12 protein-coding genes and 3 pseudogenes are annotated in these 16,030 nt (G+C 57.7%); 11 read left to right on the plus strand and 4 right to left on the minus strand.

Annotated features, from left to right (window positions below; all coding sequences use genetic code 11):
* Positions 1 to 12 precede the first annotated feature (12 nt).
* From clpB to FHT85_RS26935, 5 genes and pseudogenes are all read left to right on the plus strand, one after another.
* On the plus strand, positions 13 to 2,616 hold the full coding sequence (gene clpB / locus FHT85_RS26920; RefSeq protein WP_112412863.1) for an ATP-dependent chaperone ClpB: 2,604 nt from the start codon (positions 13 to 15) through the stop codon (positions 2,614 to 2,616).
* Positions 2,617 to 2,741: 125 nt separating this feature from the next.
* Positions 2,742 to 2,984 (plus strand): DUF2171 domain-containing protein, encoded by a 243-nt coding sequence (locus tag FHT85_RS26925; RefSeq protein ID WP_112400213.1) that lies wholly within the window; start codon positions 2,742 to 2,744, stop codon positions 2,982 to 2,984.
* Between the two features lie 57 nt (positions 2,985 to 3,041).
* A pseudogene (locus FHT85_RS30675) lies at positions 3,042 to 3,158 on the plus strand (formate dehydrogenase); the annotation flags it as partial.
* Between the two features lie 87 nt (positions 3,159 to 3,245).
* A complete protein-coding gene (locus FHT85_RS26930) occupies positions 3,246 to 4,316 on the plus strand; it encodes a Dyp-type peroxidase (RefSeq protein WP_112412864.1) in 1,071 nt (356 codons plus the stop codon).
* Between the two features lies 1 nt (position 4,317).
* A complete protein-coding gene (locus FHT85_RS26935; RefSeq protein ID WP_112412865.1) occupies positions 4,318 to 5,142 on the plus strand; it encodes a family 1 encapsulin nanocompartment shell protein in 825 nt (274 codons plus the stop codon).
* 188 nt (positions 5,143 to 5,330) lie between these two features.
* On the opposite strand, the gene FHT85_RS26940 is transcribed toward FHT85_RS26935, so the two are convergent.
* Positions 5,331 to 6,257 carry a bestrophin family protein gene (locus FHT85_RS26940; protein ID WP_112412866.1) on the minus strand — a complete coding sequence of 309 codons (927 nt, stop codon included), beginning with the start codon at positions 6,255 to 6,257 and terminating at the stop codon, positions 5,331 to 5,333.
* A 274-nt stretch (positions 6,258 to 6,531) separates the two neighbouring features.
* Here FHT85_RS26940 and FHT85_RS26945 point away from each other — a divergent pair, with 274 nt between their 5' ends.
* The 6 genes and pseudogenes from FHT85_RS26945 (at position 6,532) to FHT85_RS26970 (ending at position 13,741) form a co-directional block, all read left to right on the plus strand.
* The gene (locus FHT85_RS26945; protein WP_112412867.1) at positions 6,532 to 8,799 is read left to right on the plus strand and encodes an FdhF/YdeP family oxidoreductase; all 2,268 of its coding nucleotides are present in this window, start codon (positions 6,532 to 6,534) and stop codon (positions 8,797 to 8,799) included.
* A gap of 56 nt (positions 8,800 to 8,855) precedes the next feature.
* Positions 8,856 to 10,268 (plus strand): cytochrome ubiquinol oxidase subunit I, encoded by a 1,413-nt coding sequence (locus tag FHT85_RS26950; RefSeq protein ID WP_112400206.1) that lies wholly within the window; start codon positions 8,856 to 8,858, stop codon positions 10,266 to 10,268.
* A 2-nt stretch (positions 10,269 to 10,270) separates the two neighbouring features.
* Positions 10,271 to 11,278 (plus strand): cytochrome d ubiquinol oxidase subunit II, encoded by a 1,008-nt coding sequence (gene cydB / locus FHT85_RS26955; RefSeq protein WP_112412868.1) that lies wholly within the window; start codon positions 10,271 to 10,273, stop codon positions 11,276 to 11,278.
* Positions 11,278 to 11,403, plus strand: a complete 126-nt coding sequence (locus FHT85_RS26960) for a DUF2474 domain-containing protein (protein ID WP_112412869.1) — start codon at positions 11,278 to 11,280, stop codon at positions 11,401 to 11,403. Before cydB ends, FHT85_RS26960 begins: the two co-directional genes overlap by 1 nt.
* 250 nt (positions 11,404 to 11,653) lie before the next feature.
* Complete coding sequence (locus FHT85_RS26965; protein WP_246780112.1) at positions 11,654 to 12,703, plus strand: nucleotidyltransferase family protein; 1,050 nt, start codon at positions 11,654 to 11,656, stop codon at positions 12,701 to 12,703.
* A gap of 50 nt (positions 12,704 to 12,753) precedes the next feature.
* Positions 12,754 to 13,741: pseudogene (locus FHT85_RS26970) on the plus strand (IS5 family transposase).
* Between the two features lie 53 nt (positions 13,742 to 13,794).
* Here the strand turns inward: FHT85_RS26970 and FHT85_RS26975 are convergent.
* The 3 genes and pseudogenes from FHT85_RS26975 to FHT85_RS26985 form a co-directional block, all read right to left on the minus strand.
* Positions 13,795 to 14,541: an ATP-binding protein gene (locus tag FHT85_RS26975; RefSeq protein ID WP_246780113.1), complete on the minus strand. Its 747-nt coding sequence runs from the start codon at positions 14,539 to 14,541 to the stop codon at positions 13,795 to 13,797.
* A gap of 352 nt (positions 14,542 to 14,893) precedes the next feature.
* Entirely contained in the window at positions 14,894 to 15,118 is a 225-nt protein-coding gene (locus FHT85_RS26980; RefSeq protein WP_112339715.1) for a hypothetical protein, read from the minus strand.
* 761 nt (positions 15,119 to 15,879) lie between these two features.
* A pseudogene (locus FHT85_RS26985) lies at positions 15,880 to 15,981 on the minus strand (transposase); the annotation flags it as partial.
* Positions 15,982 to 16,030 lie beyond the last annotated feature (49 nt).

Here is a 16,030-nt window from a genome sequence, read left to right on the forward strand (position 1 = left end):
AAGGTGGCCAAAATGAACGTCGAAAAATTCACGGACCGCGCGAAGGGCTTCATACAGTCGGCGCAATCGCTCGCCATGCGGGACGGAAACCCGCAATTTAACAGCCTGCATGTGCTGAAGGTCTTGCTAGACGACAATGAAGGTCTGGTTTCCGGCCTGATCGATCGTTCCGGCGGCAATTCCCGCACCGTTCTCGGCGCGACCGAGGATGCGCTTGCAAAATTGCCGAAGGTATCGGGCTCCGGAGCGGGGCAGGTCTATATGGCTTCCGAACTTGCCCGCATATTCGACGCTTCGGAAAAGATCGCGGAAAAAGCCGGCGATAGCTTCGTGACCGTGGAGCGTCTGTTCCAGTCATTGGTCGAGGATCGCAACAGTGATGCGGGCAAGGTGCTGTCCGATACCGGGGTGAATCTTCAGGCGATCACGGCGGCGATCAGCGCGCTGCACAAGGGGCGGACCGCCGACAATGCTTCGGCTGAGAATGCCTACGACGCGTTGAAAAAATACGCCCGCGACCTTACCAAGGCCGCACGGGACGGAAAGCTGGATCCCGTGATCGGCCGCGACGAGGAGATCCGGCGCACGGTTCAGGTCCTGTCGCGCCGGACCAAGAACAATCCTGTCCTGATCGGCGAGCCAGGTGTCGGCAAGACTGCGATCGTCGAGGGGCTGGCGCTTCGTATCGTCAATGGCGATGTGCCCGAAAGCCTGCATAACAAGAAACTTCTGGCGCTCGACCTCGGCGCTCTGATTGCTGGGGCGAAGTACAGAGGTGAGTTCGAGGAGCGGCTGAAGGCCGTACTGCAGGAGGTGACGTCTGCGGAAGGCGGCATTATCCTGTTCATCGATGAAATGCATACGCTGATCGGTGCGGGTAAGACTGATGGCGCCATGGACGCGTCCAATCTGCTGAAGCCGGCGCTGGCGCGTGGTGAATTGCACTGCGTCGGTGCGACCACGCTCGATGAATACCGCAAGCATGTCGAGAAGGACCCGGCGCTGGCGCGGCGCTTCCAGCCGGTCTTCGTGCCGGAGCCGAGCGTGGAGGATACCATCTCGATCCTGCGCGGCCTGAAGGAGAAATACGAGCTGCATCATGGCGTGCGGATTTCGGACGCGGCGCTGGTGGCGGCGGCCACCTTGTCCAATCGATACATCACGGATCGCTTCTTGCCCGATAAAGCCATTGATCTCGTCGACGAAGCCGCCGCACGTCTGAAGATGCAGGTTGATTCGAAACCGGAAGAGCTGGACACAATCGACCGCGATGTCATTCGGCTGAAGATCGAGCAGGAGGCGCTGAAAAAGGAGAATGACAAAGGATCGAAGGCCCGCCTCCAGGCGCTCGAAAAGGAGCTGGCCGACCTGGAAAAAAGGTCAGCCGACCTGACATCCAAATGGCAGGCGGAAAAGGGCAAGCTTTCCGATGCGCAGAAGATCAAGAGCGAGCTTGAGCAATATCGCACCGAGCTTGCGAATGCCCAGCGCAAAGGCGAGTTCCAACGGGCGGGCGAGCTTTCTTACAGCACAATTCCGGAACTGGAAAAGAAGCTTGCCGCGATCGAGGCAAACGAAACCTCTTCGATCAGCGAGACAGTAACCGCCGACAACATCGCCCAGGTCGTATCGCGGTGGACCGGCGTGCCGGTCACCAAGATGCTTGAGGGTGAAAAGGACAAGCTGCTCCACATGGAGGAAAAGCTCGGCGAGCGGGTCGTCGGCCAAGCGCAGGCCGTGCGCGCGGTATCGACCGCCGTGCGCCGTGCCCGTGCCGGCCTGCAGGATCCCAATCGTCCGATCGGCTCCTTCATGTTCCTGGGGCCGACCGGCGTCGGCAAGACCGAACTCGCCAAGGCTCTTGCGGAATTTCTCTTCGATGACGAAACCGCGATGGTTCGCATCGATATGTCCGAATTCATGGAAAAACACTCGGTTTCGCGGCTGATCGGCGCGCCTCCCGGTTATGTGGGCTATGATGAGGGCGGCGTATTGACCGAAGCCGTCCGCCGGCGGCCTTACCAGGTCGTTCTCTTCGACGAGATCGAGAAGGCGCATCCGGATGTCTTCAACGTCCTGCTGCAGGTGCTTGACGATGGGCGCCTAACCGACGGCCAGGGCCGGACGGTCGATTTCCGCAACACGCTGATCATCATGACGTCGAATATCGGCGCCGAATATCTCGTCAACCAGCCTGAGGGTGAAAAGACGAGTGTGGTGCGTGAAGAGGTGATGGCAATGGTTCGCGTCCATTTCCGTCCGGAATTCCTCAATCGCATCGACGCGATCATCCTGTTTCATCGTCTCCAGAAGACCGAGATGGGCCGTATCGTCGACATTCAGTTCGCACGCCTCAAGAAGCTGCTCAGCGATCGAAAAATCAGCCTGTCGCTCGATACCAAGGCGCAGAACTGGCTTGCCGAAAAGGGGTGGGACCCGGCCTTTGGGGCGCGCCCGCTGAAACGGGCCATCCAGCGTTACGTCCAGGACCCGCTCGCCGAACTGCTTCTGGGCGGAGAGGTTCACGATGACTCGACCGTGAAGCTCTCGGTCGGAAAAGATGGGCTCACCTTCAACGGCAAGGCCGTCAAGATACTGGACGACGAAGACGAATAGGCGCCGCGGTCGACCGCGTAGCCCACCCTTGCCAACCATATCGCTGATCCCAGCGCAGTCGCCTTGGGGTCCCAGTTCAGCAGCAAAGGAGAAGAAACGTGACGGACCATAAGATCAAAGAGGGCATGGAAGTGATCGGCGCTGATGGCGTCCACGTCGGAACTGTCGACCGCGTCGAAGGCAATCGCATCAAGCTCATCAAGAGCGACAGCGGCGATGCGTTTCACAAGGGCCGGCATCATCATTATATCGAACTCGGTTTCGTTGCCGGTGTCGAAGGCGATAAGGTTCGCCTTTCCGCCAATGCCGATATCGCTGTTACGCTCGAAGAGGAGCGATCCGGCCGCCCTGTTCCGGAGAATGAGTGATCGCGGCTTTTAATCGATTGCCTCGCGGCAGCTGCCCGGGGCGATCGATCTCAATGAGGCACGCTTGAAATATTGCAGGACTATTTTGGCGGGAAGCCTATTCGCGAGGAGTATCTCTTTGTCGACGGCGGTGGTCTTGCCGGCACAGGCGCGCGCTCCTACAAATTGAGGTAGAAATTCCAAGACCAAAAACTGTGTGCGGCAATGTCGTTCCTCACCCGCATGCCAGGCGCGACATCTGAAAGATTTAACGGACGGATTATGGCGGCAGACGAAACAAAACCAATCCCACAGCCTGTTGTTGCCCGCCTCACGCGCGCGGCGATTTTTCTGGTTCTGACCATCAATCCCGGCCCGGACAACGAAAGAGCCGTACGGTCGCTGTGCGCCGATCTCGGCGGACTGCTTCGCGCGGTCGGATTCCGCGACCTGGAAGGCAGATTGTCCTGCGTGATGGCCTTTGGATCCGACGCGTGGGACCGCCTGTTTGACGGACCGAGGCCGAAAGACCTGCATCCTTTCAAGGAAATCCACGGCGTGCATCACGCGGTTTCCACCCCGGGTGACATCCTCTTTCACATTCGCGCGGCCCGCATGGATCTTTGTTTCGAGCTCGCGATGGAGATCATGTCGCGGCTTAGAGATGCGGTGGCAACCGCAGATCAGGTCCAAGGCTTCAACTATTTCGACGATCGCGATCTCATCGGTTTCGTCGACGGGACGGAAAACCCGGTCGATCAGGCAGCGGTCGACGCGGCGATCATCGACGACGAAGACCCGGCCTTTGCCGGCGGCAGCTATGTGATCGTCCAGAAATACCTGCACGACCTGAAAAAATGGAATGCGATACCTGTCGAAGTGCAGGAGGGTATCGTTGGCCGCAAGAAATTCTCCAACGTCGAGCTCGATGACAGCGTCAAACCAAGCTACGCGCATAATGCGCTGACGACGATCGTCGAGAACGGCGAGGAGCTCGATATCGTCAGGGATAATATGCCCTTTGGCGATGTCGGGAAGGGCGAATTCGGGACCTATTTCATCGGCTACGCCCGATCCCCGGCGCGTATGGAACAGATGCTCGTCAATATGTTCGTCGGCCGACCCCCGGGAAACTACGATCGCCTGCTTGACGTCAGCCAGGCGATTACCGGCAGCCTCTTCTTCGTTCCGTCGGCAACCTTTCTTGACGGTGTCGAGCCCGACGCAGCCCCTGCACCGGTTGCCGAAGCTGAATCTGCCTCCACAGTTCAATCAGACAATGCGAACTCCGCTCCCCGGAATGAAAACACGGACGGCTCCCTCGGGATCGGTTCTTTAAAGAAAGAGGTTTGACATGGACAATCTTCACAGACACCTCGCTCCTATCTCGGCCAAGGCATGGGAGCAAATCGAGGAAGAAGCGAAGAGGACGCTCAAGCGTCACCTGGCTGCGCGTCGTGTGGTGGACGTCGACGGTCCGAAGGGCGCCGAATTTTCCGCCGCCGGCACGGGGCACCTTAAACAGGTCGATAGCCTAGGCGAGGGTGTCCAGGCTTCCCTGCGCGAAGTCAAGGCGGTTGTCGAACTTCGCGTTCCCTTCGAACTTTCGCGGTCCGCAATCGACGACGTCGAGCGCGGATCGGAGGATTCCGACTGGTCGCCGGTCAAAGAAGCCGCACGCAGGCTGGCCTTCAGCGAAGACCGCGCTGTCTTCGAAGGCTTTACTGCGGCCGGGATCCAGGGAATTCGCGAGGCCAGCAGCAATCCCGCCCTGAACCTTCCTCCAAGCCTCAAGAACTATCCCGATGTCGTTGCGAAGGCTGTCAGCCAGTTGCGTCTCGCCGGCGTTCAAGGTCCCTATGCCCTGGTTCTTGGTGAAGAAGAATATACCGCCGCAAGCGGCGGAAGTGACGAAGGCTACCCGGTGTTCCATCATATCGAAAAGGTTGTCGATGGCGGGATCATCTGGGCGCCTGCAATCAAGGGCGGCTTCGTCCTGACGACCAGGGGCGGGGACTTCGAGCTCGATCTTGGCCAGGACATCTCCATCGGCTATCTCAGCCATTCCGCCACGACAGTCGAACTCTACTTCCAGGAAAGCTTTACCTTTCGGATGCTGACCGCCGAAGCGGCGATCGCTTTGCTGCCTGCGCAGGCTCAGATTGATAAGAGCGTGTAGGTTACTGGTAAGGGTGATGCGACCGTGGACAGCGGCTTGTCTCATCTCGGGTTTTACGAGGCAAGCTATCCGCGCTCAATGGATTTTCGCGGGGCAGAAAACGGCGGCGTATGCACAAGCCTGACACACCGGCCGCCGCCGCTACTCCAAGCCATGCAGGGTGGCATGCATCCGCAGTCTTCAAAGCATCAGAGAAGGATCGATTCCACCGGCACAGGCATTTCCGGGAGATCTTCCTCTCCTAAAGCCTCTCTCAAGGTAATTTCGATTGATTTGGCGATCGCAGCAATCGGCAGGTCGTTGGGCATGGTTCCGAATGGCATCTCCAGCTCGTCCCCAAGCGCATCCAGCCCGAAAAACGTGTAGGCGATAATGCCGGCGGCCAGCGGTGTAATTGGTCCCAGCATATTGGCGAGACCGAACGGCAGGAGGAAGCAGAAGAGGTAAGCGGTTCGGTGAAGCAGAAGCGTGTAACCGAACGGAACCGGCGTGTTGCGAAGACGCTCGCAGCCGGCGATAACTTCATTCATTCCCGAGATCGTGCGGTCGAGGATGCTGAACTCGATGTCGGTGACGTAGCCTTTGGCTGAAAGACCGGCCAGACATTCGCCCATAAATTGCAGGATATAGTTGGGCGCATTGGATGCTCTAAGAAGCCCAGCTCTTTCTTCATTCGAGAGCAGGGTTTCAACGTTGTCGCCTAGCCGATCCCCATAACGCAGGTGGCGCACAAGATCCTCGACAAGGACGATGTTCAGTCGGATCAGCCTTTCGCGCTCTTTGGCTGCCTGATCGCCACTCGGCAGTAAGATGATAGTCTGACGCGCCAGATCACGGCTGTGGGCAAGAAGATGGCCCCAGAGCCTTCGCCCCTCCCACCAGCGATCGTAGCAGGCGTTGTTGCGAAAGCCGAGAAAAATGGAAAGCGTTAGGCCGATCAGGTAGAACGGCGCCCCGTCGACCAGCGGAACAAGCGTAGGGTGTCGCGTGTGCGCCCAGACGACAATAGCCGACATGAACATGACGATGAGGACGCGAGGATAGATGCGTCTGATCACCGACCCTCGAATCTCAAAGAAGAGACGGAGCAGGTTCGGAGTTTCCCGGACGATCATGTTTCACCTGATTGCTGTGGCATTGCGTTTTGCGGCGGTGAGGAACGACGTCGCGGTAGCAAGGGTGAGCGAAACTGCTTCATCTGGCCTCTCACGCCAGGTTCGCTTCGCAAGAACCGTACCATTTCGCGCAGACAGCATTGTCAAAGGCTTAGCAGGGCGAACCCACCACACAATGGACAAATTGTCCCTGGGGGTGAGACAAATTGTCCATGGAAAACAAGGAGATAACGTGTTCTACTGGCTATAGTGATACAGCGGCGGAGTGTGGGCTATGAGTGACAAGAAAGCGGAGTATAAAACCTATCACCATCCGGCGGGTGGATGGGGTGCCGCGGCTGCGACAGCGAAGGTGTTGCTGGAGCAAAGTGTCGTGACCAAGGGGTCGCGAGCGCTCCTTGCCATGAACCAGCCTGGTGGTTTCAAATGTCCAAGTTGCGCCTTCCCGGATGCCGACTGCAAGAAGACGCTCGAATTCTGCGAAAACGGTGCCAAGGCTCTGGCGCATGAAGCGACGAAATTCCGGGTCACGCGGGACTTCTTCTCCAAACACACCGTCTCCGAGCTCATGGAACAGTCGGACTACTGGCTCGAGATGCAGGGCCGTTTGACGGAGCCGATGCGCTACGACGCCGCAACCGATAAATATGTGCCCTGCGACTGGGACACCGCCTTTGCAACGATTGGCAAGCATCTGAGATCGCTCGAGAGCCCGCATCAGGCCGAATTTTATACCTCCGGGCGCACACCGAACGAAGCAGCCTTCCTCTACGCCATCTTCATCCGGGCGTTCGGCACCAACAATTTCCCCGACTGTTCCAATATGTGTCATGAGCCCACCAGCCGCGGTCTGCCGCCTGCGATCGGCGTCGGGAAGGGCACGGTGATCCTTGAGGATTTCGAACATGCCGAGGCGATCTTCGTCATCGGCCAGAACACCGGCACGAACTCGCCGCGCATGATGACGAATTTGGTTGAAGCACGAAAGCGCGGCGTTCCGATCGTCGCGGTCAATCCCATGCCGGAACGTGCGCTGATACGCTTCACCGAACCTCAGGATATGATCCAGATGGCGACATTCGGCTCCACTCCGATCGCCAGCGAATTCGTCCATATGAAGATCGGCGGCGACCTCGCTTTCCTCAAAGGCATCATGAGGGTGATGTTTGAGCGCGAGGCCAAGGGCGAAACGATCCTCGACCATGAGTTCATCGCCAAGCACACGGTTGGTCTCGACGCCATTCGCGACGAGGTGATGACCCATGATTGGCCCGAACTCGTCAAGGCGTCGGGGCTGGATGAAGACCAGATCCGCCGTTGCGCCGAAATTTATATCCGCTCACGAGCAACGATGATCTGCTACGGCATGGGCTTGACCCAGCATCAGGATGGATCGCGCCTCTTGCAACAGGTCGCAAATCTGTTGCTGCTGAAGGGCAATTTCGGAAAGCCGGGAGCCGGGATTTCTCCTATCCGCGGACACTCGAACGTTCAGGGCGATCGCACCGTCGGGATCGATGAGAAGCCGACGCAGGAATATCTCGACCAGGTCCGGGATGTCTTCGGCTTCGAACCGCCCCGCGAGCACGGCCATCATACGGTTGAATCCGTGGAAGCAATGGAGAATGGGACTGCCAAGGTCTTCATCGGCATGGGTGGGAACTTCGTTCGCGCAATCCCTGACACAGAGCGATCCTATGCGGCCATGAGCAAGCTTGCGCTCACTGTCGGGATTACGACCAAGCTCAATCGTGGCCACCTCGTTCACGGGAAGGAGGCGCTGATCCTTCCGGTGATCGCCAGGTCTGAATGGATCCGAACGTCGGCCGGTGAACAGTTCGTAACAATCGAGGACTCCATGTCGAACGTCACGGCCTCCCGTGGGGTGCTGACTCCGGCCAGCGAGCATCTGAAGCCGGAGGTGGAGATTGTATGCCGCATGGCCATGGCGACTCTTCCCGACAGCAAGATCCCGTGGGCGAGCTATATCGAGGACTATAATCTGATCCGTGACAAGATCGCAGCCGTTTATCCCGAAATCTATACCGACTTCAATGAGAAGATCAAAAATCCAAAGGGCTTCCACCTGGACGTCCCGCCGCGTCGGCTTGTCTGGCCGACACCGAACGGCAAGGCGAACTTTCTTCTGCTGCCTGGCCTGGAAGTGAATGCACCGGTCGCAGATCCGGCCATGCTGAGGCTTGCGACTGTGCGCTCGCACGACCAGTTCAACACGACCATCTACAGCTACAATGATCGCTATCGCGGCGTCTACAACGACCGCATGGTCCTGTTCATGAACGAGGATGATCGGAAAGAACGCAACCTCGAAGCGGGCGCACGCGTCTCCTTGGAGACGATCACAGAAGACGGTGTGCAGCGCCGGGTCGATGGCCTCACCGTGCTGGATTACCCGATGCCGCGGGGTTCGGTTGCCGGCTATTACCCGGAGCTCAACCCGCTGCTTCCGCTCGAATATTACGACAAGATCAGCGGCACTCCGGCAGCAAAGTCCATCCCTGTCAGGGTACTGGCGGCATAAGAAGGAAAGCGCCAGCAACAGTCATTTCGAACCGATCTTAGCCAGGGAGACGGACGTTGTTTGAGAACCTAGACGCGGTCATTTTAGCGAGAGCCCAGTTCGCATTCACTGTCTCGTTTCATTTCATGTTTCCGGCCTTTTCGATCGGGCTTGCGAGTTTCCTCATGGTGCTCGAGGCGCTCTGGCTGCGAACGGGAGATGGCGTCTATGCCAATCTCTATCGCTACTGGCTGAAAATCTTCGCAGTCGTCTTTGGCATGGGCGTGGTCTCCGGCGTGGTGATGTCCTACCAGTTTGGCACGAACTGGTCCGTATTCTCTCAAAAGGCGGGGCCTATCATCGGCCCGCTGATGGCCTACGAAGTGCTCACGGCATTCTTCCTCGAAGCCGGATTTCTGGGAGTGATGCTCTTTGGAATAAACAAGGTCGGCAAAGGCTTGCACTTCTTTGCCACTTGCATGGTGGCGCTAGGCACGCTCATTTCGGCAACGTGGATCCTCTCGGTCAACAGTTGGATGCACACGCCGACCGGCTTTGAGATCAATGCGAACGGACAGTTCGTGCCGGCGGGTTCCTGGCTGGCGATCATATTTAATCCGAGTTTCCCCTATCGCCTCGTGCATACGGTGCTGGCAGCCTACCTGACGACGGCCTTTGTCGTTGGCGGTGTCGGAGCATGGCATCTGCTCCGGGACCGTTCCAATCGCGGGGCCAGGAAGATGTTCTCGATGGCGATGTGGATGGCGGCGATCGTCACGCCGATCCAGATTTTTGCCGGCGACGCACACGGTCTGAATACGCTGGAACATCAGCCGGCTAAGATCCTCGCAATGGAAGGCCACTATGAAGCACATGCTGAGGGGGCTCCGCTGATCCTCTTCGGTCTGCCGAGCAACGAGGAAGCGCGGGTACGCTACGAGATTGCCATCCCGCATCTCGGATCGCTGATCCTCAAGCATGACCCTTTCGCGCCGATGCAGGGGCTGAACGACTTTCCCCGTGATCAGTGGCCGCCGGCTCCCATCATCTTCTGGTCGTTCCGTATCATGGTGGCGCTCGGATTTGCGATGCTTGGCATCGGCCTGTGGAGCCTTCTCGCCCGCTACAGACGAAAGCTTTACGAGTGGGTGTGGCTGCATCGGGCCGCCGTATGCATGGGGCCTGCGGGATTTGTCGCCGTGATCGCGGGATGGGTCACGACCGAGGTCGGCCGCCAGCCATTCACGGTCTACGGGCTGTTGCGGACGGCGCAGTCCCATTCGCCGCTTGCCGCCCCCGCCGTCGCAGTGTCGCTGCTGGCATTTGTGATCGTTTACTTTTTTGCCTTCGGATCGGGCATTTTCTATCTGCTGCGGCTGATGTCCAACCCGCCGGAACCGCATGAAAGCGAGCCGCCCCAGGTCCCGCAGCGTGCTGCCGGCATCACGCCCGCTCCAAGCCTCGGCGCCCCGCTGCCTTTGGAGGATTGATCATGACCGAATATCTGGATCTCACGATAGTCTGGGCCATGATCATCGGTTTCGCGGTCTTTGCCTATGTCGTCATGGATGGTTTCGATCTTGGGATCGGCATATTGTTTCCGACATTTGCGGTGGGCGATGAGCGCGATCAGGCGATGAACTCGATCGCGCCCGTCTGGGACGGTAACGAGACATGGCTTGTGCTTGGGGGTGGTGCGCTCTTTGCGGCCTTCCCGCTCGCCTATGCGATCATTCTGCCCGCCACCTATCCGCTTGTCATCGCCATGTTGCTGGGATTGGTGTTTCGAGGTGTGGCGTTCGAGTTTCGCTGGCGTCATCCTCGGCATAGAGCATTCTGGGATGCTGCCTTTTCCCTTGGTTCCTTGGTGGCTGCGTTTTCGCAGGGCATCATGCTGGGCGCCATCCTGCAAGGGGTCCATGTCGAAAATCAGGCCTATGCCGGCGGGTGGCTCGATTGGCTGAGCCCCTTCAGTCTCCTCACGGGTGTCGCGCTCGTGATCGGATATGCCCTGCTCGGGGCCTCATGGCTGGTCTGGAAGACAGAAAGCACCAGCCTGGCGAATGCACGCAAATTGGCGTTCTGGCTTGGTATCGCAACGCTTGTTTCGCTTGCCGCGGTGAGCATTGCCACTCCCTTTCTCACCTACGACTACTGGCGCCGCTGGTTCGCGATGCCGGGCGTGCTGTTGACGGCGCAGGTTCCGCTTCTTGTCATGATTTCCGCCGCGCTGTTTTTCTGGAGCCTCAGGCGCGGCATGGAGCGGGTGCCGTTTGTCATGGCCCTGGCGATTTTCCTGCTGGGATTTGCCGGGCTTGGTATCAGCATCTATCCCTACATCGTGCCGCGATCAGTAACGATATGGGACGCCGCGGCGCCACCGCAGAGCCAGTGGTTCATGCTGGTCGGGGCGATGATCATCATCCCGATAATCCTGATCTATACAGCCTGGGCTTATTGGGTTTTCCGCGGTAAGGCGGGCGTGCACGGATACCACTGATGCAAGCTGAAACCTCCTCGATCTGGAAACGCCTCGGGTGGATGATCGCGATCTGGGTAGCCAGCGTGATATCCCTGGCTATTGTCGCGTTCCTGCTTCGGCTCATCCTGAAAACTGATAGCTGACCTGGCGAGCAGCGTTATGTTTGCGTGGCATCGATGATCAATCAAGCTGTTTTCAATCGCAGCTGCATCGGCGGAAATTGTTGAAATTTGATCCGCGCACCTGCGCTCTTTGATGGAAATAACTTCGCTTATATTCCACGCGAATGGATTGTTCCTTAATTTATACGGGTATGCTACAATGACACCGGGAACTTTATAGATAAATTCCGATCCATTACTGGATATATGGCTGAATGTCAGAACAATAGAAATGAAATTGACCACATTAAGCTTCATGCAGCTCGCATCTTGCTTACGAGGAGATCCATCGGGTGTGACCGATTGGGACGCGGTATTGGCACTTGCGAACAATACTTTGCTGACGCCGGCAATTTGGTCGGCCATATCGGCGAACGACCATCAAGACTTCCTGCCGGAAGACGTGCTTTCGTTCCTGGGTTTCATCCACCGCTGCAATAAGGTGAGAAATGCACGGCTGCTGGCGCAACTGCAGGAGCTAGTTGTCGCGTTGAACGTCGCAGGGATCGTACCGACGCTCAACAAAGGCACAGCGCTCCTCGCACTTACGTGCGCGGATCGCATCACGCGCGACATCGACGTCACCGTTGCCGACAATGAAAAGGAACTGGCGCAAAAGTGCCTCCTTCAGCTTGGGTATCTTCCGATCGAGGCCCTTGGTTGGGGCAGATCCAAGGATGTCGGGGCTGTCGATCTGCATTATCCGCCCGGCAGATATCCGCAATATTGGCCTTCGGACACGCGCCTTTCGAAACATTCCGAGGAAATCCGTATCGGGTCGGGAAAGGCACGCATCCTTTCGCCGACACTTCAAGCCCAGCACTGGATTGTGCACGACATGCTGAAGGACGGGCACCTTTGGGCTCTTCATATCGACCTGCGAAATCTTTTCGAGCTTTACCGGCTCACAAAAGCGCCCGAAGGGATCGACTGGCATGAATTGGATATCCTGCTCTCAGACTCCTTGGGCCGAGCAATGCTGGATACACAATTATTGGCGCTGCGTTCGATTTTCGGAACCGATATCGTGCGAGACAGGCCAATTCCAGCATGGATAAAGTGGCATCACGGTCTGCGGTCCAGGGAATATCACCCCTTGCTGGGAGGTGCCGTTCAGGCTGTTGGCCGCATCGCTTGGGGCATCCGCATTTTCCAGATTCGCTGGCGATTTCGAGGGCCATGGAGCGAACTGCCCGGACGCATTATGCGCAAGGGGCAGAAAGCCCTCAGAACCCGCGCCTCGAAAAGCGTCAAAGATCAGCCTTGGTGCGCGGATCGTTAATGGCGTTGGCGTAAGGGTTCGGTCAGCGTAATAACCGGTCTCCAGCGACGATGCCTTTTAAACACAATGCCGTCCGCCGTCATCATATCAGCAAGGTGAAGTTCAAGGTTACAAACTGGGCTGAATACGAGGCCGGACTTCGTCGCCGAGGAAGTCTGACGCTATGGATGACGCAGGACGCGGCGTCGGCGTGGCAAGCGGCGAAGCGGACGACGCGTGGTGGGCAGCCGCGCTACTCGGATCTGGCGATAGAGACTACTCTGATGCTGGGAATAGTGTTCGGCCTGCATCTGCGCCAGACGGAAGGCTTTCTGGCATCGGTGTTGCAGTTGATGGGACTGGATCTCGCCGTTCCCGATCATACGACGCTGAGCCGCCGGGCAAACAAACGGCGATGGCCGAGAAGCCGGGAAAGCCGCAGCGCTCACATCAAGGGGCCCGTTCACGTCCTCATCGACAGCACGGGGCTCAAGATCTACGGCGCGGGCCAGTGGTTGGAGCAAAAGCACGTGCCAAATGCCGGCGGGGCTGGCGTAAACTACACCTGGCGCTGGATGCCGACAGTGGCGATATCATCGCTCACGTCATGACAGACAGGATACCAGCGACGCCTCGCAGGTAGAGCCGTTGCTCGACCAGATTGACGCACCTATCCGTCAGTTCACGGCGGATGGCGCATATGACGGCAGCCCGACGTATGATGGCGTTGCCAGGCACAGCCCCCATGCTGCCGTTGTCATTCCCCCTCGGGCCAACGCAGTGGAGCGGCCGGGCGCCGATCCGTCCAGTCAGCGCGATCGACACATCGCGGCAATCAACATCAATGGGAGGATGAAATGGCAAGCTGCGACCGGCTATGACAAGCGGGCGCTCGCCGAGACTGCGATCGGTCGCTACAAGTCGATCATCGGACACCGACTACGGGCACGCTCATTCAGCGCGCAGCAAACGGAAGCTGCCATCGGCTGCGCCGTCCTCAATCGCATGCTGGCATGCGCACGCCCGAAATCTGTCCGGTGCAAAGCAGGCTCGACATAGCCGCAACATCAAAGAGCTAAATCCCTTTCCGCCACGATCGATGCACCAAAGCGTCAAAGATCCCGTATGATCTCGACGGCTTGCCTGAGCGGGCCGACCTCCATTTCATATACGCGGGAGATGTTGACGGCCTTGCTCAGCGCGGCGAACGCCTGATCCGTCAGCCTGCGAGTGGGCGCAGCCGCTTCAGTGAGCAATCTTTGAAAGGCCAGAAGAGGCGACATCCTCGACAATGATTGTCGCCGCGCAACATTCTGACGCAGAAAGATCATTGTCGTCGAGCGAGCCGGCGCAATATGGTCGCTATCGATATCGCCGGGAATGAATCTGACTTCTTTTCCGTCGGAGCGAACGTAAGTGGGGCGTGACGCGACTTCAGGTTGGAAAGTCTGCAAAAGCGTCCAGCTTCCCCTTTTTACGGCAGCCGGAAACGGAATACCTCGAAGCGCGCCCTTTTCGTCAACGATGACGATATCATCGCCGAGCAGCAAGCACCCATTCTCGGCCGAGAGGGCAAGTGCGAGCGTCGTCTTACCTGCTCCGGGGACGCCGGCAATTAATAATTGCCTGTCTCCAAGCCGCAGAAGAGCCGCATGCAACGCGAGCGTGAAATCGGTCTGCAGCAATGCCTCGGTTAGAAAGGCTTTTATTGCCGGGATAATTTCCGCCCGCCCGACCACGCCTATGCTTTTGCCGGCCGCAGTCAGCTCATATCGATCCGCATTGAGCCTGATGACGAGATGTTCATGCCTGCATCCGGGCTCCATTGGAATGGCGATGCCGCGAAAGAGCCGCTTCAATTCTGCGGATAAGACATCCGGACACTCAATCATCCATCTGGAGCCATTCAGAGCAACCGCGAAAATGGATGCTGAACCCTGGCACGCGTGAAGGATACCGAGCCCGACATAGCGATCGAGCAAGGCTTCGGCATCCGGCCTTGCCAGCTTGCATTCGGACGAAAATTGCGCCGACAATTGGCTCCAGCCTATACCCGCGGCACAATTTGAAACATGCCGCCAGGTCCAAGCCGCAAGACTGTCGACTTCATACAAACGCTGCTCTTGGCTGTTGAACAAGGCAAAAGCATCGCCCAACTGCGCAATGAGAATGTCCCTACCCGGCAGCAGTATCATGTTCCGGGCAAATCGATCAGCGATCGATGTCTTCCTTGCCGGAATTACCCGGCACGCCATCATCGCCGCCATTGCCGTAGCCATTGTTGCCTTGGCCGGATTTGGCGATCGCGCCCGAACTCAGTGTGGTTGAAAGTAAGAAGGTCAGAACAGGCGGTGCCACGACCGCATATTTTCCACACCCTTCGACAAATTCTCGCCGGCTCGGACCGATATTTTCTGATTGATCATCCCTGTCCATGAAAGACTCCCCTTGTAGTGTGATTATTGCAAGTACTATTCATGAGAGAGTATAAATATTAACTCAGAGACGCATATTTATGCTCATATCGTGGCAAAATATACATTGTCATAATATGATGAAACTTGCAACAAGGTTGAAACACCAGATCGGCAACCTTCCATATTGCAGCCCGCCGCCGGTGGGTTGATGCCAACGTTTGGTGCCCGCGGTTGACTGCGGCGATGATTTCGTCTGGATCCGCCTTCCACATGAACGGTTTCGGCTCGGCATTATCTCACGAAAGGCATATAGTTTCAGTAGGTTAGATAAACTTCAGAAAGGGTCGTTGGTTCGATTCCCTTCAAGCGCCTCACTGTGATCCGCGTGCGTAATTGTAAAACCATCGCCCAAGGTCACGGAAACCTACTTATGTGCTGAGCAGAACCGCGCGTTCGCGGCGCGCATGCCGTTAGTTGCCCGACGCTCTTCGACAATTGGCGGGTGCGTCCAATTGTCGAATTTTTCCGGAGCATTTAACAACGGTGTGATCAACCAGGCGGGCCAGCAGCAGCGAGCTTCCTGCTCAGGTTCGAGTAACGGTCGGAACGCGCGGCGCTGTTTCATTTTGCTGGACGCGAGCGGCCGGAGCAACCGTCAGAGCCTGCGCCAGGCGCATGGGCGCCGCGAGCGAATGCCAGAAGCTATAATCGTGCTCGGGCACGGCAAATGGGACCTTCGCCGATTTGGCGAGCGGGGAGAGCGTGCTGTTGGAGATCCTTGACCTCGAGCCGCTGCGAAACCTCCGCAACCGGATAGCCTCGCTCAGTGATCTGGCGCACCGCGTCACGCTTAAACTCTTTGCTGATATTTGATTTGCTCATGATGCTCCTCTTGCCTCAAAATTAGGAAAGGAAGCGTCTGCAAATCTAG

It is taken from the genome of Rhizobium sp. BK312 (assembly GCF_014193605.1).
Taxonomy (GTDB): domain Bacteria; phylum Pseudomonadota; class Alphaproteobacteria; order Rhizobiales; family Rhizobiaceae; genus Rhizobium.